Annotated in this window: 24 protein-coding genes and 1 pseudogene; 15 read left to right on the top strand and 10 right to left on the bottom strand. The window is 70.9% G+C overall.

What is annotated here, in order from left to right; all coding sequences use genetic code 11:
* Positions 1 to 55 precede the first annotated feature (55 nt).
* From ACFQO7_RS30445 to sigK, 3 genes are all read right to left on the bottom strand, one after another.
* A complete protein-coding gene (locus ACFQO7_RS30445; protein ID WP_376809605.1) occupies positions 56 to 709 on the bottom strand; it encodes a fasciclin domain-containing protein in 654 nt (217 codons plus the stop codon).
* Positions 710 to 808: 99 nt separating this feature from the next.
* The gene (locus tag ACFQO7_RS30440) at positions 809 to 1,546 is read right to left on the bottom strand and encodes an anti-sigma factor (protein WP_376809604.1); all 738 of its coding nucleotides are present in this window, start codon (positions 1,544 to 1,546) and stop codon (positions 809 to 811) included.
* Positions 1,543 to 2,160: an ECF RNA polymerase sigma factor SigK gene (gene sigK, locus ACFQO7_RS30435; protein WP_360524318.1), complete on the bottom strand. Its 618-nt coding sequence runs from the start codon at positions 2,158 to 2,160 to the stop codon at positions 1,543 to 1,545. The genes ACFQO7_RS30440 and sigK overlap by 4 nt, the downstream gene beginning before the upstream one ends.
* A 256-nt stretch (positions 2,161 to 2,416) precedes the next feature.
* Between sigK and ACFQO7_RS30430 the strand changes: the two genes are divergently transcribed.
* Together ACFQO7_RS30430 and ACFQO7_RS30425 are read left to right on the top strand one after the other, a co-directional pair.
* The gene (locus ACFQO7_RS30430) at positions 2,417 to 2,977 is read left to right on the top strand and encodes a TetR/AcrR family transcriptional regulator (protein WP_376809603.1); all 561 of its coding nucleotides are present in this window, start codon (positions 2,417 to 2,419) and stop codon (positions 2,975 to 2,977) included.
* A gap of 26 nt (positions 2,978 to 3,003) precedes the next feature.
* A complete protein-coding gene (locus ACFQO7_RS30425; protein WP_376809602.1) occupies positions 3,004 to 4,515 on the top strand; it encodes an MFS transporter in 1,512 nt (503 codons plus the stop codon).
* Positions 4,516 to 4,613: 98 nt separating this feature from the next.
* Here ACFQO7_RS30425 and ACFQO7_RS30420 read toward each other — a convergent pair whose 3' ends face one another.
* Positions 4,614 to 5,306 carry a M23 family metallopeptidase gene (locus ACFQO7_RS30420; protein ID WP_376809601.1) on the bottom strand — a complete coding sequence of 231 codons (693 nt, stop codon included), beginning with the start codon at positions 5,304 to 5,306 and terminating at the stop codon, positions 4,614 to 4,616.
* A gap of 333 nt (positions 5,307 to 5,639) precedes the next feature.
* On the opposite strand from ACFQO7_RS30420, the gene ACFQO7_RS30415 reads away from it, so the two are divergent.
* Both ACFQO7_RS30415 and ACFQO7_RS30410 read left to right on the top strand, forming a co-directional pair.
* On the top strand, positions 5,640 to 5,948 hold the full coding sequence (locus tag ACFQO7_RS30415) for a hypothetical protein (RefSeq protein WP_376809600.1): 309 nt from the start codon (positions 5,640 to 5,642) through the stop codon (positions 5,946 to 5,948).
* Positions 5,949 to 6,048: 100 nt separating this feature from the next.
* Positions 6,049 to 7,101, top strand: coding sequence for a hypothetical protein (locus tag ACFQO7_RS30410; protein WP_376809599.1), 1,053 nt, complete (start codon positions 6,049 to 6,051; stop codon positions 7,099 to 7,101).
* Positions 7,102 to 7,188: 87 nt separating this feature from the next.
* Here ACFQO7_RS30410 and ACFQO7_RS30405 read toward each other — a convergent pair whose 3' ends face one another.
* Positions 7,189 to 7,599, bottom strand: coding sequence for an RDD family protein (locus ACFQO7_RS30405; protein ID WP_376809598.1), 411 nt, complete (start codon positions 7,597 to 7,599; stop codon positions 7,189 to 7,191).
* A gap of 32 nt (positions 7,600 to 7,631) precedes the next feature.
* Positions 7,632 to 8,363, bottom strand: coding sequence for a hypothetical protein (locus tag ACFQO7_RS30400; RefSeq protein WP_376809597.1), 732 nt, complete (start codon positions 8,361 to 8,363; stop codon positions 7,632 to 7,634).
* Between the two features lie 277 nt (positions 8,364 to 8,640).
* On the opposite strand from ACFQO7_RS30400, the gene ACFQO7_RS30395 reads away from it, so the two are divergent.
* From ACFQO7_RS30395 to ACFQO7_RS30385, 3 genes are read left to right on the top strand one after another with little or no spacing between them, the layout of a single operon-like run.
* Positions 8,641 to 9,936 carry a glycosyltransferase gene (locus ACFQO7_RS30395; protein ID WP_376809596.1) on the top strand — a complete coding sequence of 432 codons (1,296 nt, stop codon included), beginning with the start codon at positions 8,641 to 8,643 and terminating at the stop codon, positions 9,934 to 9,936.
* Positions 9,933 to 11,855, top strand: coding sequence for a right-handed parallel beta-helix repeat-containing protein (locus tag ACFQO7_RS30390; RefSeq protein WP_376809595.1), 1,923 nt, complete (start codon positions 9,933 to 9,935; stop codon positions 11,853 to 11,855). The genes ACFQO7_RS30395 and ACFQO7_RS30390 overlap by 4 nt, the downstream gene beginning before the upstream one ends.
* A complete protein-coding gene (locus ACFQO7_RS30385; protein ID WP_376809594.1) occupies positions 11,852 to 13,024 on the top strand; it encodes a right-handed parallel beta-helix repeat-containing protein in 1,173 nt (390 codons plus the stop codon). The genes ACFQO7_RS30390 and ACFQO7_RS30385 overlap by 4 nt, the downstream gene beginning before the upstream one ends.
* A 381-nt stretch (positions 13,025 to 13,405) precedes the next feature.
* Here the strand turns inward: ACFQO7_RS30385 and ACFQO7_RS30380 are convergent, their stop codons facing one another.
* Complete coding sequence (locus tag ACFQO7_RS30380; RefSeq protein ID WP_376809593.1) at positions 13,406 to 14,137, bottom strand: DUF7873 family protein; 732 nt, start codon at positions 14,135 to 14,137, stop codon at positions 13,406 to 13,408.
* 123 nt (positions 14,138 to 14,260) lie between these two features.
* On the opposite strand from ACFQO7_RS30380, the gene ACFQO7_RS30375 reads away from it, so the two are divergent.
* Positions 14,261 to 15,229, top strand: a complete 969-nt coding sequence (locus ACFQO7_RS30375; protein WP_376809592.1) for an inorganic phosphate transporter — start codon at positions 14,261 to 14,263, stop codon at positions 15,227 to 15,229.
* Positions 15,226 to 15,864, top strand: coding sequence for a DUF47 domain-containing protein (locus ACFQO7_RS30370; RefSeq protein WP_376809591.1), 639 nt, complete (start codon positions 15,226 to 15,228; stop codon positions 15,862 to 15,864). Before ACFQO7_RS30375 ends, ACFQO7_RS30370 begins: the two co-directional genes overlap by 4 nt.
* A gap of 7 nt (positions 15,865 to 15,871) precedes the next feature.
* On the opposite strand, the gene ACFQO7_RS30365 is transcribed toward ACFQO7_RS30370, so the two are convergent.
* The gene (locus ACFQO7_RS30365) at positions 15,872 to 16,186 is read right to left on the bottom strand and encodes a hypothetical protein (RefSeq protein ID WP_376809590.1); all 315 of its coding nucleotides are present in this window, start codon (positions 16,184 to 16,186) and stop codon (positions 15,872 to 15,874) included.
* Positions 16,187 to 16,322: 136 nt separating this feature from the next.
* Between ACFQO7_RS30365 and tnpA the strand changes: the two genes are divergently transcribed.
* The 3 genes from tnpA to ACFQO7_RS30350 all read left to right on the top strand — a co-directional run bounded on the left by tnpA (position 16,323) and on the right by ACFQO7_RS30350 (position 18,777).
* Complete coding sequence (tnpA, locus tag ACFQO7_RS30360; RefSeq protein WP_376809589.1) at positions 16,323 to 16,781, top strand: IS200/IS605 family transposase; 459 nt, start codon at positions 16,323 to 16,325, stop codon at positions 16,779 to 16,781.
* Positions 16,774 to 17,961, top strand: coding sequence for an RNA-guided endonuclease InsQ/TnpB family protein (locus tag ACFQO7_RS30355; protein WP_376809588.1), 1,188 nt, complete (start codon positions 16,774 to 16,776; stop codon positions 17,959 to 17,961). The genes tnpA and ACFQO7_RS30355 overlap by 8 nt, the downstream gene beginning before the upstream one ends.
* A gap of 114 nt (positions 17,962 to 18,075) precedes the next feature.
* Entirely contained in the window at positions 18,076 to 18,777 is a 702-nt protein-coding gene (locus ACFQO7_RS30350; protein ID WP_376809587.1) for an MBL fold metallo-hydrolase, read from the top strand.
* 77 nt (positions 18,778 to 18,854) lie between these two features.
* On the opposite strand, the gene ACFQO7_RS30345 is transcribed toward ACFQO7_RS30350, so the two are convergent.
* Positions 18,855 to 20,003: an FAD-dependent oxidoreductase gene (locus tag ACFQO7_RS30345; RefSeq protein ID WP_376809586.1), complete on the bottom strand. Its 1,149-nt coding sequence runs from the start codon at positions 20,001 to 20,003 to the stop codon at positions 18,855 to 18,857.
* A 101-nt stretch (positions 20,004 to 20,104) separates the two neighbouring features.
* On the opposite strand from ACFQO7_RS30345, the gene ACFQO7_RS30340 reads away from it, so the two are divergent.
* Positions 20,105 to 20,653: a TetR/AcrR family transcriptional regulator gene (locus ACFQO7_RS30340; protein WP_376809585.1), complete on the top strand. Its 549-nt coding sequence runs from the start codon at positions 20,105 to 20,107 to the stop codon at positions 20,651 to 20,653.
* A gap of 52 nt (positions 20,654 to 20,705) precedes the next feature.
* Positions 20,706 to 20,984 (top strand): hypothetical protein, encoded by a 279-nt coding sequence (locus tag ACFQO7_RS30335; protein ID WP_376809584.1) that lies wholly within the window; start codon positions 20,706 to 20,708, stop codon positions 20,982 to 20,984.
* A gap of 28 nt (positions 20,985 to 21,012) precedes the next feature.
* Here ACFQO7_RS30335 and ACFQO7_RS30330 read toward each other — a convergent pair whose 3' ends face one another.
* A complete protein-coding gene (locus tag ACFQO7_RS30330; RefSeq protein ID WP_376809583.1) occupies positions 21,013 to 21,984 on the bottom strand; it encodes a GNAT family N-acetyltransferase in 972 nt (323 codons plus the stop codon).
* Between the two features lie 187 nt (positions 21,985 to 22,171).
* Between ACFQO7_RS30330 and ACFQO7_RS30325 the strand changes: the two are divergent.
* Positions 22,172 to 22,485 (top strand): annotated as a pseudogene (locus ACFQO7_RS30325) (hypothetical protein); the annotation flags it as partial.

Raw genomic sequence — 22,485 nt, 5'->3', positions numbered from 1 at the left:
TCGCGTGCGCGAAGCGGTGAGGCTCGTGCCGCCGGGCGCCCTTCCTGCCCGTCCGTCAGGACGGAGGCATGAGCACGCTGTCGACGAGGTAGACCACGCCGTTGCGGGTCTGGATGTTGCCGCAGACGATCATCGCGGTGTCGTTGACCTTGAACTCGGTGCCGCTGCCGGTGACGGTGATGTCCTGGCCTTCCAGGGTCTTGTGGGTGCCGGCGAGCGCGTCGGGCGCGGTCTTGCCGTCCACGACGTGGTAGGCGAGCACCTTCTTGAGCAGTTCCTTGTCGGCGAGCACCTTGTCCAGATCGGCCTTCGGGATCTTGGCGAAGGCCTCGTTGGTGGGCGCGAAGACGGTGACGGCCTCGGCGTTGTTGAGCGTGTCGGCCAGCTCGCCGGCCTGGATCGCGGCGGCCAGCGTGGACAGCTGCGGGTTGGCCGCGGCCGCGGTGGCCACCGGCTGCTTTGCCATCATCTCCAGGCTGCCCGGGTTGGCCGGGTCCTTGGGGATGGTGGCGCAGGCCGGCCCGAACTCGCCGCCCGCGGTGCCGGGCATGGACGGCAGCGCCGTCGGCACGGTGGTGGGCACGGTGGTCGGCAGGCCTGTCGGCTGCGTGGTGGCCGCCGTGTTCTCGCCCCCGCAGGCGCTGAGCGCCAGCGAGAGCGAGAACGCGGCGACGGCCGCGAGCGCGGTGAGCTTCCTCTTGCCGTACATGACGGTGGTTCCTTTCCTCCGGTGAAAACCTCCACCGGTGATTCGACACTGAATCCGTCATGGTTTGGAGCGATTAGCGCGATTTTTGCCTGTTTTTTTCTATTTCATGGGGATCTCAGCGATGATGGGCAGTGTGGGACTGGCCGAGCCACCGGCCGGTTCCACCGTCAGGCCCATCGCGTCAGCGGCGTTGACACCGCTGACCAGGTGCGTGGCGGTGCCCTGCCCCGCGGCGAGCACCCCGGCCGAGTGCGGCGTCGTGCCCTCCATCAGCCAGAACTGGTACGACTTCTGTTCCCCGGGCGAGTGCGTCGCCAGCAGGATCACGGCGGCGTCCTGGCTCGGCGAGGCCACCACGGTGACCTTGCCGCCACCGGCGACGTTCGAGGTGCGCACCGTCGCGTCCTGCGCGGTCAGCACCGCCTGCGTACGCGCAAGTTCCTGCTGCGCCGCCTGGGCCACGGCCCGCTCGTCGCGCAGCCGCTGCTCCTGCACCGCGAACGTCGTCCCGCCGACCAGCGCCGCGACGAGCAGGCACGCCGCCGCCGTCAGCGCCGCGGGATGCCGCCACCAGCGGGTCGGCTCGCGCCTGGCGCGCACCGGCCGGGCCGGCGGGATCTGCCGGGTACGCCGCACCGCGGCCAGCACGTTGTCCCGCATGGCCGGCGGCGGGACCGACCACGCGTCGTCGGCCAGCCGCGCCACGGTCTCGTTCAGCTCGGCCACCTCGGCCGCGCACGTCTCGCACCCGCGCAGATGCTGGATGAACGTCTCGCGCTCGGCCTCGTCCAGCGCGTGCAGCACGTACGGACCGGCCAAGGAGTGAATCTCGCTCATGCCGCCACCTCCACGCCGAGGCAGTCGCGCAGCCGGATCAGGCCGTCGCGCATGCGGGTCTTCACGGTGGGCAGGCCCGCGCCCAGCAACTGGGCGACCTGCTGATAGGTGTAACCGCCGTAATAGGCCAGGGTGATCGCCTCGCGCTGCAGGTCGGTCAGGGTCTTGATGCACCGGCGCACCTGCTGGCGCTGCAGCCGGGCGGTGGCCTGCTCGACCACCTCGTCGGCGGGCGTCTGCGTCGCCTCCGGCGCCATGCGCTGCACCCGGTCCAGCGCCGCCTGCTCGGAACGCACCCGGTCCACGGCCCGGCGGTGGGTGATGGTGAAGACCCAGGCGGTGGCCGAGCCGCGCGCGGGGTCGAAGCGGCTCGCGGTGCGCCACACCTCGACCAGCGCCTCCTGCGCGACCTCCTCGGCCTGCGCCGGATCGCGCACGACGCGACGAGCCAGGCCGTAGACGCGCGGGGCGACCAGCTCGTACAGCCTGGTGAAGGCGGCCTCGTCGCCGCGGGCCACGGCCCGCAGCAGGGTTTCGGCGTCCGCGGGCGCGGCCGGCTCCGGCACGCTGGCCAGGCGGTCGGGCCGTTGGTACGGCTGTTCGTCACCGTTCACAGTTCAGCCTCTCCGGCGTGGATCTGTTCACCCGTCACTTGTGTATCACCGACGATTCGGCGCCGAGGCCCCCGCGGATGGGTCCGATCTCGTCCATCACCTACACCGATCATCTCGCTCCCGCTGTCGCCGGCGCGACAGACCGGCGTCGATCGGGTGATCCGTCTCTCAGGGGAGCGCGTCTGAGCAGGTCGGCTGCGTATGGTCAGGAAACGAAACCGTTCCGTTTCGCATCTCCCTTCCCCCGGAGCCTGTCATGAGCCGTGCCCGCGTGCCTGCCGGAGCGCCCCTGTGCGCCGCCGTGCGCGAGCTGCTGCGCGAGGTCGGCTACGACAAGATGACCATGGACGCGATCGCGGCCCGCGCCCACATGAGCAAGGCGACCCTGTACCGGCACTGGCCCGGCAAGCCCGACCTGGTCGCCCAGGTGCTGCGCCAGCAGCAGACCGAGGACGTCGCCCCGGACGACACCGGCACCCTGCGCGGCGACCTGATCGAGCTGCTCGCCGCCGCGGCCCGCTGCGTCGTCGACGAGGGCCCGCTGATCCACGCGCTGTCGTTCGAGATGCAGTCGAACCCCGAGCTCGCCGGAATCGTGCGCGGCCAGGTGTACCCGGAGATCCACCGGCACACCGAGGCGCTGCTGGAACGGGCCGTGCAGCGCGGCGAGATCAAGCCGCAGCCCTACGACAGCCTCTTCCCCGACCTCGTCACCGCGCAGCTGATGGCGAGGCACCTCGGACACGGCCGGCCGCTCGACGACGAGTACCTGGCCCGGGTCTGCGACGAGATCCTCCTGCCCGTCCTGGCCCGCTGAAACACCCTCCTGCGAAAGGCACCACCATGACGACCACGGTCTCCCGACCAGAGGCTGCGGAACCCTCCGCCGCCGCCCCGAACCCCCGGCGCTGGCTGGCGCTGACGATCATCGCGATCGCGCAGCTCATGGTGGTGCTCGACGCGACCATCGTGAACATCGCGCTGCCCGCCATGCAGGGCGACCTGGGCATCACCGACGCCGAGCGGCAGTGGGTGCTCACCGCGTACACCCTGACCTTCGGTGGTCTGCTGCTGCTCGGCGGCCGCATCGCCGACTACTGGGGCCGTAAGCGCACCTTCATCGCCGGTGCGATCGGCTTCGCGGCCGCGTCCGCCCTCGGCGGCCTGGCCTGGGACGGCCTGAGCCTGTTCGCCGCGCGCGGCCTGCAGGGCGCGTTCGGCGCGCTGCTCGCCCCGGCCGGTCTGGCCCTGCTGACGGTGCTGTTCACCGACGCCAAGGAGCGCGCCAAGGCGTTCGCCGTGTACGGCGCCATCGCCGGCGGCGGCGCGGCGGTCGGCCTGCTGCTGGGCGGTGTGCTCACCGAGTACGCCGACTGGCGCTGGTGCCTGCTGGTCAACATCCCGATCGCGGTCATCGCCATCGCGGCGGCGATCCCGTTCGTGCCCGAGAGCAAGGCCGAGGGCAACACCCGCTACGACATCCCCGGCGCGATCGTGGTCACCCTCGGCCTGATCTCCCTGGTGTACGGCCTGACCAAGGCCGCCGAGCCCGAGCACGGCTGGGACTCCCCGCAGGCGCTGGCCTACATGATCGGCGGCGCGGTGCTGCTGGTCGTGTTCGTGGTCATCCAGAAGTTCTCGAAGAACCCGCTGCTGCCGCTGCGCATCCTGCTCGACCGCAACCGCGGCGGCGCTTACCTGTCCAGCACCCTGACCGGTGCCGGCCTGATGGGCGCGTTCTTCTTCCTGACCTTCTACTTCCAGGGCGTGCTCGGCTACACCCCGATCGAGGCCGGTCTGGCCTCGCTGCCGATCTCGGCGGGCGTGTTCATCTCGGCGGGTGTCGCCAGCCAGCTGCTGCCCAAGCTGGGCGCGAAGCCGCTGATGATCGCCGGTGCGGTGCTGGCCGCGGGTTCGATGCTGTTCCTCACCCAGATCGGCGTGACCACGTCGTACACCACGCACGTGCTGCCGGGCGCGATCGTGCTGGGTCTGGGCCTGGGCTTCACGTTCGTGCCGCTGTCCAGCCTGGCGCTGGTCGGCGTGCCGCAGCACGACGCCGGTGCGGCCAGCGCGACGCTGAACGCCACCCAGCAGGTGGGCGGCTCGCTGGGCGCGGCGCTGCTGAGCACCTTCGCGCTCAACGCGACCACGGACTACGCGGCCGAGCACCTCAAGCCGGGCATGGACCCGCAGACGGCGGGCTTCGTGCAGGCCGAGGCAGCGGTGCACGGGTTCGCGACGGCGTTCGCGTGGGGCGGCGGGCTGCTGGTGGTGTCCGCGATCGTGATCACGGTCCTGATCAAGGTGCGCAAGTCCGACCTCCCGACGGAGGGCGCGGTCCACGTCGGCTGACGCCACGCGTCTCGCTTGCCATAATCGTCGGCCTATCTCATCGAATCCGAGCCGCGGATTTTCGACGAGATAGGCCGACGTCTGTGTATGGGGGCGCGTCAGGCGCCCTTGGGTGGCTTCGTGGAGCAGCCGTTCTTGCGTTCCCAGGCCTGGATCTCGGTGACCGGGGACTTGGCGGTGCCCTTGCGCCACGCGTCGAGGTAGCGCCACGGCCAGATCACGCCGCGGCGGATCCACCAGTCGCCGGTGCTCGCGCACGCCGGGGACATGCCGAAGTGCAGGTGGCAGGCGCTGGCCAGGCCGGTGCGGCCGACCTTGCCGAGCGGCTGGCCCGCCTTGACGCGTACCCCCGCTTTGATCTTCGCGTCGATCGCGGAGAAGTGCGAGCCGTAGTAGCGCACGCCGTCGTCGCCGAGCAGGGACACCGACTTGCCGCCGCGCAGCGCGCCGTCGTCGGTCTTCGGGTCGTAGAGGTCCACTGGCGCGGTCTCCAGCACGACACCGTCGATGACCGCCACGACGGTCGCCCCGCACGGGGCCATCACGTCCGTGGCCTGGTAGTCGTGGTGCGTACGCCCGTAGGAGCTCTTGCCGAGCACGGGGAACACGTGGCGGACCGTCGTCGCCGAGGGTGAGGCGGCGGGGGAGGGCGTGGGCGAGGTCGCCGGGGCGGTGCTCGGCACGGTCGACGGCGCGGCCGCCGGCACGAAGGCAGGCCCGGACACGGGTTCGGAGCAGGCGGCGAGGGTGAGCGCGGTCGCCAAGCCGGCCGCGACGAGGTGGAGACGCACCCGCCGACCCTACTCCGGCGGGCGGCCAGGCCGTGGACGTAGCCCGGACGCGATGGTGCCTCCGTCGCGGTGCAAGACGTGTCCGCATTTTACGTATAAGTCAGCTTTGTCCATAGGGGAGAGTAGGATAAATTCGCATGTGTTAATTTCCGAACCAGGTTGGCCTTCAACACGGGGAGGAAGAGTGCAATCGAACAGTTCCGCACGCCGGCGGACAAGGCTGAGGCGGCTCGCACAGGGGCGTACGTTCCGAGGGCGGGCGTCCTGCGCAAGTCCGGGCTGGTCTCGCCGAACGGCTACGGCGAGGCTGAGGGCGACTGCGGAGTGTCGTGGGTGTCGCTTATCGCCAAGGGCGATAAGCGGGCCCTGCTCACCACGGGCATGAGCCTGGAGCCCGACTCCGGTGGTCCCTGGGACATCCACTGGACCGTGGACATCAACGACACGGCAGGCAACTCAAGCCAGTACTACGACGAGTACGACGGGTTGATGTCCGGGTTCGGCTGGTCGGGGTACGCGCGGACGTTGAACCTGGCAAAGGGCTGGGCGGCTGCGACGGTCACCTGGGGCAGCTACGCGCTCACGGGCGCCGGCTGGCTCTGCTTCTCGTACTCGCCCACCACGTCGACGACCATCACCTAGGCCACCACCGGCTGAGGGATGCCGGGCCGACGGCAGGCGTCCCTCAGCCGTCCGCCCGCGTCACACTGGACAGCGGCGACACGTCAGGCAGGAGGCGACCGTGAGAATCGTTCCGTCAGGCGAAGAACCCGATCACGTCGCGCGTCATCAGGAGCGTGTTCTCGTCAAGCTCGCTGACAGCGGACTCCCGCTCCTGGTGCTGGACGATCCGGAACTGCTCACCGAGGGACGGCTCGCGGGGTTCGAACGCTCGGATGACCGGATCACCTGCGTCCGCGTCGTCTACGGGGATCGGCTGGCGGACGAACCCTGGGTGAGCGTGGAGACCGCCCGCTGGGCGGGCACCCGGGTCGAGGCCGGGCCCCTGCGGTCGGTGGTCGAGCACGGCTTGCGGGCGTACGGGGAACGTTTCTCCGCTGTCGACTGGACCGAGGCGGAAACCACCGTTCTCGTCGACGGCCGGCCGCTGCCCGGGCGGATCGTGCGCGCCGGCAGCCGATGGTGGGCGGCGCGCTGCGCGGATGACGATGTCGAGATCACCGTGCTGGCGCTCGACTGGCACCCGGAGGTGCCGCGCGTGCGGACCGTCACCGACATCGCGCTGTTGATGACGCCGTCGCGCACCCGGCCGCCCGCGATGCGGGAGCCAGCGCCGGAGCAGCCCGATGAGGTTCCCGCGAGCCTCAGCGGAGAGCCGCATCGCGCCCTGGTGGAGATCGCGCTGCGGATGGGGCGAGACCGCGCGCGGTGGATGGACGACGGGGGCCCGGGGCCGCAGTTGCCGACCTACTGGCGCGTGCTGTGGCGGAGGGCTGTGCGGCGGCAGATGGCGCTGGCCGACCAGCCCGAGCCGACGGCAGACCGGGCGGTCAGCGCCATCCTGGCCCAGCTGGCGAGCCTGCAGGACCGGGCCGGGTGGTTCCGTGATGACGCGGAACTGCGGGAGCGGGCGATCGCCGAATCGCTGCTGTTCGGCACGGGACTCGGCGAGAGCGTGCCCAGTGCCGCCGCCCAGCGTGCTTGGCTGCACCGGGAGGAGACCATCCGTCGGACGGAGCTGCCGGTCGAGGTCCGCGCCTCCGCCGAAGATGCCTGGTTCGCGGCCTGGTCGGCGTGGGCCGCAGGCCACGTGCCGCCCCCGCCAGCCGTCTGAGTCAGCGCCCGAAAGCCGCAGGTCACGGCCTTGCGATGTTAAGAAGGTGCCCTTCCTCTGCGAATAGCGATAAGAAGGTGCCCTTCCTCAGGGAGTGCGGTCGATGTAGAGGACCACGGTGCCGAAGAGGTGGTCGTGCCAGGCTCGGCGTTTGGAGTCTGTCAGGATGCCGATCATGCCGATGAGCCAGAGGACGGGGATGGCGAGGCCGACGAAGGCGCGGAGGAAGGCGCGGCACAGGCCCACGTGGCGGCCGTCGGTGCGGCGGACGACGGTGCCGAACAGCAGGGAGCCCAGCGTCTGGCCGGTCATCCACCAGCAGGCGGTGAAGTAGACGATCGGCAGCACCGCGGCGACCACCGCCGAGGCCGCCTTGAGCCAGCCGGGGGCCTGGCCGGCCAGCGCCGACCAGACCGCGGGGACGCCGGAGACGGCCAGCGACGAGGCGATCGCGAGCATCCCGGCGTCGATGGCCAGCCCGGAGACCCGGGAGACCATGCCTGCGTACGGTGGATGGTGACCAGCCGCGGTCACCGCTCACCGTTCGTGTGGTGGCGGTGGAACACCCGCCGGAACGAGGACTCGATCCGGTCGTCGGCGGTCGCGGAGGTCTCGCGCAGCTCGTCGGTGGCGCTGGCGAGCACGCCGCGGCTCTGCTCGGTGATCAGCTCCTGGAGCCGGGGGTCACGGGTCATGTCGTCGATGACGACGGGGATGACCTTGCGCCTGATCTCGGGGATGGCGCCCTCGACCAGCCGCGGCACCACGCTGTTGATCAGGTATGGCATCAGGTTGTCCACCATGCGCGGCACGATCGACTTCTCGACCCAGGTCAGGCTCTCGTCGACGGTGTCGCGCAGCGCGACGGCCGCGGCGGCGCGGCTGGAGACCAGGGTGTCGCGTCCGCGCAGACCGGCGGCGGTGACGACGTCGCGGGCGGTGTCGATCGGGGAGTTCGCCGGCAGCGCGGCGCGGGTGGCCCCGGCGAGCTTGCGGGCCTGACTGCGGGTGGCCTCGCCGACCCGGGCTCCGGTGCGTCTGGCGAGGTCGTAGCTCTGCTGGGTGAGGCCGACGGCGATGGCGACCGGTGAGCGGGCGTCGGCGGGCGAGGGCTCGACGCCGCTGGTGAGCAGGTCTTCGATGCGGGCCTGTTCGGCCGGGTCGACCGGGCCGGTGAGCCTGCGGAGTCGTTCGGCGACGAGCATCGCGGCGCCGAGAGCGAGGCCCGGCACGCCATGCCGCGCCCTCGCGGGTTCGGTCATAACATGAATTTACTCCAGACCACCACATAGCGGGGCTAATGCGGAGCTAATTCCGGCCGGTAGCCCTGACCCATGCCGCTCAAGATCGCTCGACTTGCCCGGCACATGGGCGAAACCGCGCTCAAGATACGCACAGGTGCCCGGCAAGTCGAACGATCAGGCGCGACGGCGCGGACGGATGAGAAACGCCCGGACGGGGCGGCCCGTTTCCGGGCGTACGCCGGTTTACAGCGGTGGAGCGGGCCGCGGCGGCCCGCCGGATCGCTGGAGGCGGCCCTTGTCCCGGTTCTTCGACGGCGTCTGGTCGTGGCTGGTGGCCGCGGCCGCTGAGACCTCGTGGCGCGAGCTGATGCCGCTGGGCCTGGCCGGCGCGTTCGTATGGGGGCTGTGGTTCTACCGGGTGCTGCTGTCCCGGCTGGACCGGCCGGTCCTCAACGACTACCGCACGTCGGTGTCGGTGGTGGTGCCGTCCTACCGCGAGGACCCGGACATCCTGCTGGAGTGCCTGCACAGCTGGCTCGCCCAGAACCCCGACGAGGTCGTGCTCGTGCCCGACGTCGGCGACACCGAGGTGCTGCGGCGGCTGGCCGCTGTCGACGACCCGCGCCTGCGGGTGCTGCCGTTCACGCACCGGGGCAAGCGCTCGGCGCTGGGCGTCGGCATCCGCGCCGCCCGCGGCGAGCTCGTCGTGCTGGTCGACTCCGACACGCGCTGGCAGCGCGGGCTGCTGGCAGCGGTGCAGATGCCGTTCGCCGACCCGGCCGTCGGCGGCGTCGGCACCCAGCAGAACGTGCACCAGCGCACCACCAGCGTCTGGCGGCGCGTCGCGGACTGGCTTGTCAACCTGCGCTACTACGACTACGTGCCGGCGATGGGCCGGGCCGGGGCGGTGGCCTGCCTGTCGGGACGCACCGCGGCGTACCGGCGCTCGGTGGTCCTGCCGGTGCTCGACCACCTGGAGAACGAGTTCTTCCTCGGCCGGCGCTGCGTGGCCGGGGACGACGGCAGGCTGACCTGGCTGGTGCTGGCCTCGGGCTACCGCACCGTGCACCAGTCCTCGGCGCGGGCGATGTCGATGTTCCCGTCGACGCTGCGGGCGTTCGTCAAGCAGCGGGTGCGGTGGAGCCGCAACTCCTACCGCTGCTACCTGACCGCGCTGTGGAAGGGCTGGCTGTGGCGGACCCCGCTGGTCACGAAGATCACCGTGCTGCAGATCCTGCTGACCCCGGTCACCATGGGCATGGCCCTGGGCTACCTGCTGCTGTCCCGGCTGGAGCTGAGCCCGCGCGGGGCGGTGGTGGTGCTGTTCTGGCTGCTGGCCGGGCGCGGCATCCGCGGCTGGTCGCACCTGCGCCGCCATCCCCGGGAACTGCTGATGCTGCCGCTGATCGCGGCGGTGGTCATCGGGATCTCGCTGCCGATCAAGCTGTACGCGTTCGCGACCATGAACCGGCAGGGCTGGCTGACCCGCGGCGCGGACCGCATCGGCGGCGACGGCCAGGGCGCGAGCACCCTGTCGGCGCCCACCCCCGCCCGGCGTCGGGCTGTGGCCGTCTCGTCGGAGATCGCGTGAACCGGCCCTGGGCAGCCGCGCCCTTTCGGCGGGTCGGGTCCGTGCTCGTCCGTGCCGCCGCCGCCACCGCCGTCCTGCTCGCCGCCACGGCAGGCGCGTCCGCCATGCCCGCGGCCGCGGCCCGACCCGCGGCCCATCGCGCCGCCGCCGCCGAAGCCGCGCCGGCCGATGCCGAGCGGCAGGCCGCGCTGGTGGCCGCCGAGGACCGGTGGCTCAACCAGGTCCGGGCGGTGACCGCGGTGGCTCCGCTGCGCGACCTGCTCAGCCGCCCGCCGGGCAGCACCACGCAGAGGTGGGACCGGCCCTACCGGCTCGACACCGCCGGTGGCTACACGCTGGTGCTGACCGCGCGCACGGCCGCGTACACGGTCGACGACCTGCTGCGGCTCGCGCCGCAGACGTTCGTCCGGCAGCAGCAGGGCGCCTACCTGCTGACCGAGAACATCTACATCAACTCCGGGGCGCGGCTGAAGCTGGCCCACCCCGGCGGCCTGGAACTGCGCCTGGCCAGCCGCAGCAGCGGGTTCGTGGCGATCGTGTCGTTCGGCGGCGGCCTGACCCTGGAGGGCACCAAGCAGGCGCCGGTACGTGTCACGAGCTGGGATCCGCGGACCGGCAAACCCGACACCGACGTCCGCGACGGCCGGGCCTACCTGCGGGCGATCGGCGGCAACTTCGCGATGAGCCATGCCCGCGCCGCCCACCTCGGGTTCTGGAGCGGCCGCACCGGCGGGGTCAGCCTGACCGGCACCGACCGGCCCGACACCGGCGCGGTCGAGGGCCCGTCGGCGGCGACGCCCGGCCGCATCCTGCCCGGCGAGGTGCGGGTGCTGTCCGGGGGCCGGGTCGCCAGCCCGGACAGCCGCTTCACCGTGCCGAGCCTGTCCTACGTGTCCGGGACCATCAGCGACAGCGAGTTCGTCGGCAACGCGTACGGGCTGTTCGTGTCCAGCGCCGACGGCATAAAGATCACCGATACGAAGGTGCGCGACAGCATGCAGCACGGCGTCGTGCTGCACCGCTTCGCCACCAACGCGGTCATCGAACGGACCGTGTCCCAGCACAACGGCGGCGACGGCTTCCTGCTCTCGCGCGCCACGCAGCAGGTCCGGATCACCAACACGACCGCCGAACGCAACGGCGGCAACGGGTTCACCCTCAGCGGCCGGCCGCTGGCCGACGGCCCTTCGGCGTCGGGGCAGTCGACCGCCAGCTACGGCGCGAACACCGTCTCGCACAGCACCGCCCGCGGCAACGGCCACTACGGCTTCGAGATCCTCGGCGGCCTGTCCGTCAGCATCCAGGAGAACCAGATCGAGGGCGGCGACATGGGCATCGTGGCCCGGCTCGGCGTACGCGACCTGACGCTGACCGCCAACCGGCTCTCCGACCAGCGCCGCCAGGCCATCGCGATCCGCGACGGCGTCGCCGGGGCCCGCGTCAACGGCAACCTCATCGAGAGCACCCAGACCGGGGTGTACGTGCGCGACTCCGTCGCCGAGGTGCGTGGCAACACGATCCACGACGCCAACAGCCACGGCGTCACCTTCGTCGGCGCGGTCGGCGGCTCGGTCGCCGCGGGCAACGCGATCACCGGCATCGGCCCCAGCGCCGTGGACACCGGCCGCGCCGAGGGCAAGCTCACGGTGCGCGACAACCAGACCGACGCGTGGCTGGACACCAGCACGCTCTGGGCGCGGGTGCGCCACTACGCCAGCCCGATGACGCTGCTGTGGACCACGATCCTGCTGCTCATCGTCGTGCTGGCGTTCCGCCGCCGGCGCGAGGACCACGGGCACCCGTACGCGGCGACGAAACCGCTGTTCCCCGGCGAGCCGCCCCCGGCGCGGTCCGGCCCCGGTAGACCCAGCCCGCGCGAGACGGCCCGCGGCCGCGCCCGGGTGGTGATGGCCGAGTGACCGCGCCGACTCCGCGCCGACCGAGTCCCCGGCCCGCGACGCCCCGCCCGGCCCTGCCCGGCGCGGTCCGCCCTCGGGCACGCCACCACGGCTGGGGTCCGATCCTGCCGTTCGCGGCGACGTCCCTGCTGGCGGGGATCGTCGTGCTGGTGCTCATGGCAATGGCCGGCTGCCTGGGACCGGACGTCGGCGCGGCATCCAGTGCCGGCCCGACCCCGGACGTCTCCCGCTCCGGCTCCGCCGCGGCCCCGTCACCGAGCCGAGCCGCAGTGGCCTGCCCGCCCGCCACGGTGACGGTGGCGGACGCGTCGGCGCTGGCCACCGCCCTGGCGCGGGCCAAGCCGGGGGACAGCATCAGGCTCAAGGACGGGGTGTACGCGGGCCGCTTCGCCGCCACCACGTCCGGCACCGCCTCCAAACCCGTGCACCTGTGCGGCGGCCGCGGCGCGGTGCTCGACGGCGGCGGCACCGGCCACGGGTACGGGCTGCACCTCGACGGCGCGGACCACTGGCGGCTGACCGGGTTCACGGTGCGCAACGCGCAGAAGGGCGTCATGCTCGACCGGACCAGCCACGCCGTGCTCACCGGCCTGATCGTGGAGCACATCGGCGACGAGGCGATCCACCTGCGCGCCTTCAGCTCCGACAACCTGGTGCGCGACAGCGTCGTCCGCGACACCGGCCTGCGCCGGGCGAAGTTCGGCGAGGGCGTCTACGTCGGCAGTGCCGAGAGCAACTGGTGCGACGTCACCGCCTGCGAGCCCGACCGCAGCGACCGCAACGTGATCCGCGGCAACCGGATCAGCGGCACCACCGCCGAACCCGTCGACGTCAAGGAGGGCACCACCGGCGGGACCGTCGAGGCCAACACGTTCGACGGCGCGGCCATGACCGGCTCGTACGCCGACTCGTGGGTCGACGTGAAAGGCAACGGCTGGCTGATCAAGGCCAACACCGGCCGGCACTCGCGCGGCGACGGCTTCCAGACCCACCGCGTCGCCGACGGCTGGGGTGATCGCAACGTGTTCACCGCCAACAGCGCCGCCGTCGACGGCCCCGGCTGGGGCTTCCACCTCGTACCCGTCGCCGGCAACGTCGTCGCCTGCGACAACACGGTCACGGGCGCGGCCAAGGGATTCGCCGACACGGCCTGCCGCCGGACATGGTGAGGCCCGGGAGACTGTCCTTCTCCCGGGCCTCGGGGTGCCACCGAATTGCACACACCAGTACGTTTAAGCGAACGGGTCAGTATCAAGACCCCGCGTCTCTACCGTTTGGACTACCGCCCCAGGAAGAGGAGCGGGCCGGGCTCGAACCGGCACCTCGGGGATTTCGCCCGTACGCGGTCGACCTGGTGATCGGTGGCGAATGCTGAGTCTGGAGCGAGAATCTGAGATTGATCGCGGCTGCCTCTGCCAGTTGGGCTACCCCCGCAGGTGGTGCAGGGGGTGGGACTCGAACCCACACTGTCACCGCGTTGTTCAGCTTCGGCTTCAGCTTCAGCTTGCGCTCCTCGCGCACCCCCGCCCTCCGGCGGGGGAGTCTGGTGGTCAGGCGAACAGGTAACCGAAGACGCGGTCGCCGACGTGCTTGTCGACCGCCTCGGCGTTGTTGGCCTCCTCGCGAGCGAACTTGACCGCCTGCTGCAGCTTCTCCACCCGCTCCAGCAGCGTCGACACCCGCTTGGCCGGCAGCGCGCCGGAGAACTTCACCGTGGTCCAGTAACCCACCGCGATGTCCTCGTAGTACACCTCGACCTGCGCCGGGTGCTTCTCGGTCGCCTCGGCCTTGACGTGGTTGCGCGGCACCTTCTTGGTGCGGATGGTGCGCACCGGCTCGGTGGACCAGCAGTCGGCGGAGTCGCTGAACACCCACGACTCGGCGGCGTCGAGCACCGGCAGCTTCTTGACGAAGGTGTGCAGGTCGGTGAGCTGCTTCTCCAGGAACAGCAGGTACGTCACCGGCACGTCGGACAGCAGCACCCGGTCGTCGACGACCACGTCGGCGCGGGCCGTGCAGTTGGTCGCGTCCTTGGTCGCGGTCACGTCGAACAGCCGCGTCAGGGTGGTGCCGATCTGGCGCAGCACGTCCTCGGCGCGGGTCTGCACCTTCGTGGACTCCGGCGGCAGCTGCTCGCCCTCCTCGTCCTTGGCCTGGTACGTCCGCGAGATGCCCGACAGCAGCGCCGGCTTCTGCACGGCGTGGTGGGCCTCGGTCAGGTCCTGGAACGAGCGGCTCTTGATGCCCTTCTCGACCGCGATGATCTGGTTCAGCTTCGCCATCAGTGTTCCTCCCGGCGAGTGACGCTAGACGATCACCCGGTCGAGCGGCAATCGGGATTCCGACCGCGCGAACTCAGTTGATCAAGTACGGTGAACTCCTGGTGGAGTCGGGGGTGGTCGGCCGTGGTGATCGGCTTTGCGATGCTGGCCACCGGGTTCGTCTTCGTCTGCGGCGCCAACGACGGCGCGGCCCTGCTCGCCCTCGCCCTGCGCCAGCGCGAACTGCCCCTCTACGGCGTACTGGCCGTGCTGCTCGCCGCGATCATCGCCGGTCCCGCGCTGTTCGGCCTCGCCGTCGCGCACACCTTCACCGACCGCCTCGTCGACGCCGGCGGCGTCCGGGGACCCCTGGTCGTGCTGGCCGGGGTCGGCGTCGCGCTCGCCCTCGTCCTGACACTGGCCTGGCGCGGCGTGCCGACCAGCGTGACCCTGGCCGTGCTCGGCGGCCTCGCCGGGGTCGGCGCCGGGTTGGGCGTGCCGCCCGCCTGGTCCACACTGGCCGTCGTGCTCGCGGTCGCCGCACTCGCGCCGCTGCTCGGCGGCGGCCTCGGCTACCTGCTCGGACTGGCCGCCCGGCGCCTTCCCACGACGTCCCGGCTGCCCCGCGCGATGCGGTACGCGCACGTCACCGCGTTCGCCGGGCAGAGCCTGGCCTACGCCGCCAACGACGGGCAGAAGATGTTCGCCGTGGTCGGGGTCGCGCTCGGCGTCGCCCACCGGGCCCCCGGCATGCAGGCCCCGCCCCTGCTGCTGCTGTGCGCGACGGCGCTGGTGTTCGCAGCCGGGGCGGTGCTGAGCCTGCGCCGCATGGCCCGGGGCGCGACCGGCGGGCTCACCCCGCAGCGTCCGTGGACCCTGGTCACGGCCGGGGTCGCGTCGGCGACCGCGGTGTTCGGCAGCGCGGGCATGGGCGTGCCCGTCAGCATGACCCAGTCCGCCACGGCGGGCCTGGTCGGCGCGGGCGCCAGCACCGGCGTACGCCGCATCCGCTGGCAGTTCGCCACCCCCGTGCTGACGGCCTGGCTGGTCACCGTCCCGGCGAGCCTCACCCTCGGCTACGCCGCCGGCCTGGCGCTGCGGAGCACGCTGTGATCAGGCTGCGGCGGGTGCTCGACGACCTCGCGGGGCGGGCCCCGAAACGGGTGCTGGCGATCGTGCTGGCGCAGATCGACGCCGCCCTGGAAGGGGTGGCGCTGGCGGTGATGGTGACCATCGGCGAGATCGAGCCGCCGCTGGCCCGGCTGCGTATCGCCGAGATCGAGCACGACGGCGACGCCCACCGCGGCCGGCTGGTCGCCGAACTCGCCGCGACACTGGCCACCCCGATCGACCGCGAGGACCTGTTCCGGCTGTCCCGCTCCGTCGACGACGTGCTCGACCACCTGCGCGACTACGTGCGCGAGACGGACCTCTACGGCGTACGCCTGGACCACCACGCGGTCGCGATGCTGGAGCAGGTCGCCATCGGCCTGCGCGACCTGCGCCGGGCACTCGACCGGCTCGTCGACCGCCCGGCCGAGGCCGCCGAGGCGGCGCTGGCCGCGCACAAGCGCTCCGGCCGGGTGCGCCACCTCTACGCCCAGGAACTCGCCGAGCTGCTCAGCGGCGAGGTCACCGGCCCCGTGCTCAAGCAGCGCGAGCTGCTGCGCCGCCTGGACGTGGTCGGGCTGCGCCTGGCCGAGTGCGCCGACGCACTCGCCGACGCGATGCTCAAACGCAGCCTGTGACCTCCGGTCACTTGTCGTTGGCGCCCGGCCCGACCCAGCGGCCCAGCGGCCGGTCGGTGGCGTTCTCAGCGTCGTCCTTCTTGGACCGGTCGAGTCCCGCCAGCAGGCCGGCCAGGCCGCCGCTGCCGATGCCGCTCTTGGAAAGGCGCTGGTCCAGCTCGGTCGGGCCACCCGAACCGGCGTCGGTCAACGCCAGCATCTGAGCGGCCTCCTCTGGGCTCAGGCCGTACTCGGCGCTGACCTCGTCGGGGTTGGTGCGGGCGAACGCGGCGAACTCGGGGTCGATCGCCATCCGCTCGACGACCTCAGGGAACCGGGACATGGCCAAGGTCCTTTCGTTAGTTGGTGCAACAGACCGAGGGTAGGGCTGCATGTCATCAGCCAGGAGCGAAGCTCCGGATCGCCACCGTGGAGGCCCTTGGACTTGAGTATATGGGTAGCCGTCTTATACTTGTCCGATGACGACACGACGCGTCCGGAAGTTCGCGGGCGGGGTCTACGACCTTGGCCTGCACGTCGTGTGGTGCTCGAAATACCGTCGCCCTGTCCTCACCGGTGACGTTGCAGCTAGGTGTGACGAGCTGGTACGTGGTGTCTGCGGCGAGCGTGGATGGGATGTCGTTGCGCTAGAGGTCATGTCCGACTTCGTTCACCTCGTGGTGAGGCCCGATCCGAAGTCCGCGCCATCCCTGGTGGCAAGCCAGGTGAAGAGCCGAACCTCGCGAGTCCTGCGACATGAGTTCTCGCACCTGCGTTCGAAACTGCCGACCCTATGGTCGTCGTCGTACTTTGTGGGTTCGGTCGGCGTTGTGTCCGGGGAAACGGTTCAGCGCTACATCCAGACGCAGTATGAGCGTCCCTGGCGCAGGACCAGCGAGCGCTTGCCGTCCGGACCCGCAGATCTGGCGATTGGATGAGGCGTTCTTTCAAATTCGTCTCAATCCGACATGCGGTCAGTCCGCTCGCCTGCAGGCGTGTCTCACCGATCATCGTATGCTCTACAACGCTGCGCTGCAGGAGCGACGCGATGCGTGGAGCAGAGCCCGGTTATCAATCAGTTACGAGAGCCAATCGGGGCAATTGAAGGAGATCCGTTCGGGTGACCTGGACGGTCAGGGTCGATGGTCGTTCTCTTCTCAGCAGGCAACGCTGCGTCGTCTCAATAAGGTGTTCAACGCGTTCTTTAGCCGTGTAAGGAAGGGCCATCGGGGCGGGTGTCCCCGGTTCAAAGGGGTGGGCTGGTTTCATTCCGTTGAATGGCCCAAGAACGGCGACGGCTGCAAGTGGGATAGTCGGCCCGATGGCGAACATCTGCGTGTCTACTTGCCGGGTGTGGGACACGTCAAGGTCCGTGCTCACCGGAACGTGCAAGGGCGGGTAAAGACAATCAGCGTCAAGCGTGAGGGTGTCGGCCGGCGCGCGAAGTGGTTTGTGATCGTGTCCTGCGATGACATGCCTGTCCAGGCGCTGCCCGCAGCTGGGGTGGTTATCGGAGTGGATATGGGTGTGGCGTCGTTCCTTACCACCTCCGATGGGGCCCAGGTCCTAAATCCGAGATTCCTTGCGAACGCCGCCGAAAATCTCGCGGCTGCACAGCAGGTGCTCGCGCGAAAGAAACACGGGTCGAACAACCGTCGTCGTGCGCGCGCCCGAGTTGCGGCAATTCATAGCAAAGTGCGCCGTCAGCGAAACGACTTCCACCACAAGACGGCGCTCGCTCTCGTGCGGGACCACGACTTGATCGTTGTAGAACACCTTTCAGTCGGAAGCATGACCCGCAGCGCGTCTGGCACGCTCGACGAGCCAGGCACCAACGTGTCCCAAAAATCTGGGCTCAACCGGAGCATCCTCGACGCCGGTTGGTCATCGTTCATTGCGATCCTGTTCGCCAAGGCTGAGAGTACCGGACGGACGGCGATCGCAGTGAACCCGACCAACACGTCTCGTACCTGCCCGAACTGTGGTCACGTAGCGGCAGCCAACCGTCAGTCGCAGGCGGAGTTCTGCTGCCAAGAGTGTGGGCATGCTGGTCATGCCGACATGGTGGCTGCGATCAACATCCTGAGGCGCGGGCTGGCGTCTCTGCCCAAGCCTTGACCGGCTTGCGCGAACCCCTCGCCTTCAACGGGGGAGCAGTCACTGTGCGGTGTTGTGGGAGCGATCGACAACACTGAGCGAGGCATTTGGTGGCACCGGCGGAGAGGTCGAACGATGAAGCTGACGGTGGTGGGGTGTGCTGGGTCGGTGCCCGGCCCGGACAGCGCCGGGTCCTGCTACCTGGTAGAGCACGACGGGCGCCGGTTGCTTCTGGACGTGGGCACGGGCGCGGTCGGGCCATTGCAACGCTATTGCGACCCCGCGCTCCTGGACACGGTGCTGATCTCACACGCGCACGGCGACCACTGTTCCGACCTGGCCCCGATCGCCTATCTGCGAGACCGTGTCAAGGCCGCGCCGCTGAACGTGTACGGCCCCGCGAACCTGCGCGCCGAGCTGAACTGGCGGCACCCGGCCCCGCAGTTCGTGTTCCACGATCTGCCCTCGGAGCTGCCCCGCCTCGGTTCGCTGGAGGTCTCGTTCGCGGCGGTCGAGCACGGCATGGAGTCGTACGCGTACCGGGTCGGCGACGCCCTGTGCTACACCGGCGACACCGCCCCCTGCGAGGCGCTGGACAAGCTGGCCCAGGGCTGCGAGGTGCTGCTGGCCGAGGGTGCCGGCTTCGACGACACCGGTGTGCCACGCCACCTCACCGCGGGCGACGCGGGCCGGCTCGCGTCCCGCGCCGGAGCCAAGCTGCTGGTGCTGACCCACCTGCGTTCCTGGCTGGACCACGGCCGCCTGCTCGACGAGGCCGCCCGCCACGCGAACTGCCCCGTCATCCTCGCCCACCCCAGCCTTCGCCTGCAGTTGTAGAAAGGAAGGGCACCTTCACAACGCTCCGCGTTGTAGAAGGTGCCCTTCCCAACTTCGCACTGCTGAAGCGGGCCGGGTCACCGGCGGCGGTCCAGGCCGGCGAGCTGCCAGGCCAGGCGGCGGCGGAAGGCGGCGCTGCGGCCGAGCAGCCCGAGCACCAGGTTGCGGGCGGGCCGCACGAATGCGGGCATGGTCGCCAGCGTGGTGAGCCGCCCGGCGAAGGCGACGACCTTCTGCGCGTGCGCGCGGTGCGTGGCGGCGTACTCGTCGAGGATCTCGGGCGAGGCTCCCTGGAGCACGCGGGACAGCGCGTCACCGAGCGCGGCCGCGTCGTCGATGCCGAGGTTCATGCCCTGCCCGCCGGCCGGGGAGTGGACGTGGGCGGCGTCGCCGGCCAGCAGCACCCGGCGGTCGCGGAACGTGTCGGCGACCCGGTGGTGCACCCGGAACCGGGAGCCCCACACCACCTCGCGCACCGCGACCGGCGCGGCCTTCGGCCCGCGGGTGTCGAGCAGGTGCTGCACGAACGCGACGTCGGGCACCTCCGGGGCGCTGTCCACGGTGGCGACGATCCGAAACGTCCCGTCGGGCAGCGGCGCGACGACGACCATTCCGGCGGGGGAGAAGTACAGGACGACCTCGGCGTCGGAGACCGCGCCGTCGAGCCGGACGTCGGCCAGCGTGAACGACTCGGCGTACGTGCTGCCGGTGAAGCCGATCCCGGCGTTCTGGCGGACCGTGCTGTGCATGCCGTCGGCCCCGATGAGGTAGGTCGCCCGGATCTGGCGTCCGCCGTCGAGGGTGGCGGTGACGCCGGTGTCGTCCTGCCGGACGGCGGCCACCGTGGCGGGGCGCAGCACCGTGCCGCCGAGTTCCTTGAGCCGGGCCAGCAGCACGGCCTCGGTCTCGGCCTGGGAGATCATCAGCGTGTACGGGAACGGCGTCGGCAGCCCGCCGAACGGCACCGGCACGAGCAGCCGGTCGCGGTCGCGGATGGTGAACCGCCCCGCGTGGATGCCGCGGGCCGTCAGCTCCTCGGTGACGCCGTAGGGCTGGAGCACCTCCAGGGTCCGGGCGTGCACGACCGCGGCGCGGGACGTGTTCGCGCCCTCGGCCTGCGTGTCGACGACGGTGACGGTGTGTCCGCGCTGGGTCAGCACGACGGCGGCGGTGAGCCCGGCGGGGCCGGCTCCGACGATCAGGACGTCGACGGTCGGGGTGGACATCTTTTCCTCCAGGTCAACGATCGTTGGCCAACACTTGTTGACTTCAACGTTAGCCCTGGGTCGAGTTGATTGTCAACACGTGTTGGCCTACAGTTGTTGACATGCGGCGCACCTCGGAGGAAACAAAGTCGATCATCCTGGCGGCGGCTCGGGAGCGCTTCGCCGCGGACGGCTACGAGCGCGCCACCATCCGGTCCATCGCCGCCGACGCGAAGATCGACCCGGCGATGGTGATGCGCTACTTCGGCAGCAAGGAGAAGCTGTTCGCGGCGGCGGCCGAGTTCGACCTGCGGTTCGACGCCCTGGCCGACGTGCCGCGCGAGCAGCTCGGAGCGGAGTTCGTGCGGCACTTCCTGCGCCAATGGCAGGCCGGTGAATCCCTGCAGGTGCTGCTGCGGACCGGCATCACCAACGACGGCGCGGCCGAACGCATGCGCGAGATCTTCGCCGGGCAGCTCGCCCCGAAGATCGCCCAGCTCACCGGCGACCCGGCGAGCGCACCCGTACGTGCTGCGATGGTCAGCGCGCAGATGCTCGGTATCGGCCTGGCCCGCTACATCCTGCAGTTCCCGCCGGTGGTGGCCATGTCGGAGGAGGACCTGGTGACCTGGCTCGGCCCGACGATCCAGCGCTACCTCACCGCCGAATGAGCGGTCGCGGGCCTGCGACATCGTGTTCGCGGACGGGTGCGAGGATCGCCGGATGCTGGACCGACAAAGTGCGATCGAAGCGGCCGCCCGATATCTCGCAGAGCAGGATCCGGACAGCGTCGGCGAGATCCGGGTCTGGCCGGAGCACGCCTTTCTCGACGGCCACCAGCTCGTCGTGCCGTACGACACCGTCGATCGCATCGATCACGGCATCAAGGACGCCGAGCTGGGGGGCAACCCGCCGATCACGGTCGATCTGAGAACCGGCGAATGCGGTCACCTCTCCTGGGAAGCCCTCTGGGATTGCGTGGACAGAGGGCTTTTCTCGTGACGGCCGGGCTTCGCGCGCTGCGGCGGTCTCAGGTCATCCGCTCCAGCCAAGGTCGGCTCGCCTCGCCGAAGGGCTCGGCGTGCGCGCGTACCGCCGCGAGCAGCTCTTCGGCGTTGCGCCGGGCTCCGGCGACGACGTCGTCGGGGTAGGCGAACAGGACCCGGTGCTCGTCGAACTCGTCCTCGTCGAGCAGTTCCACCTCGCCGGTCTCGCGGCGGCGCACCACGTCGAGGTCCAGGTCGATGGAGACGACCTCGTCAGGGCCGTGCCATACGGGCCGGTCGGACACGTCGATGTAGAGCTCGGTGCGGTGCGGGGCGGCGTTGAACGCGGCCACCCAGTCGCCCTCGTGCGGGATCAGCACCACGTGCGCGACCGGGAAGAACACGGCCGGCTCCGCGCCGCGCCGCCACGGCGTGTGCGTCGTCGCGCCCAGCCACACCCCGTGCTCGTCCTCGCCGAGCCGGGGCATGGTGGCGTGCCAGTGCAGGCGGCCGTCGTACTTGCGGGCCACCAACCGCACGTCGCCGGGCCGCGGCGCGAGGTCCTTCTCCAGCCAGTGCCGGGCGTACGGGTTGCCGTTGTAGTCGCCGATCTCGTGGTAGCCACCGGTCCGGTACAGCTGGAGGGCTTCGGGCTGGCGGTCGCCGGTGTCGAGGCGGATGCGCCGGTAGCCGCGCCGCCGGGCGACGTCCTCCAGCTCGACCATCATGGTGCGGGCCAGGTTGCGTCCGCGCGCGGCGGGGCGCAGGAACACCCGCCGCACCTCGGCGCTGTGGTCGTCGCAGCGGCGCAGGCCGCCGCAGCCGATCGGTTCGTCGCCGTCGTACATCACCAGCCAGGTGCCATCGGGTGCGCGCAGTTCCGAGAGGTCCAGGGCCGGTGCCGAGGTCGTGCCGGACCGTTCGTAACGTTCGCCGATGTCGGCGAGGAACTCGGCGGTCAGCTCCCGCGACACGTCGTCGTCGGGGTCCTGCACCGCGATGCGCACCTTCGCCACGTCGATCCTCCCTCGTCCGGCTCCACATCGAGAATGCCGTATCGACGCCGGTCAGGTCGCGTCACCCCGATCATCCGGTGTGGACGGCACAGATTCGTTCCCGGATCGCGGCAACATCCGGCGGTGGTGGACCCGTCCTCAAGAGGAGTGGGCGGCGCGGCGCGTCGCCCGTCGAGAGGAGCGACCTGTGTCCCAGCGCCGCCGCCGTGCATCCGCCAAAGCCGCCCCGCCTCCTGCCCGCCGCCGCGCGCCGCTGTGGAGCAAGCTCGCCGTGACCTTCGGGGCGCTGCTGATGATGATCTCCGGTGGCAGCCTGATCGCGGTCAAGTCCTTCGCCGACACGCTGCGTGACAGCGTCGAGGTCGCCGCGCCGGAGGTGCTCGCGGGGCCGTCGGGGTCGGCCGCACCCGACGCGTCGGCGCTCAAGGGCGCGTTCGACATCCTGATGCTGGGCATCGACACCCGGTCGGGGCAGAAGGCCGACAACGCGCGCTCGGACAC

The organism is Catellatospora aurea (assembly GCF_042663325.1).
GTDB lineage: Bacteria > Actinomycetota > Actinomycetes > Mycobacteriales > Micromonosporaceae > Catellatospora > Catellatospora aurea.
The sequence above is the reverse complement of the archived record's forward strand: the minus strand, read 5'-3'. Positions and strand labels throughout refer to the sequence as shown.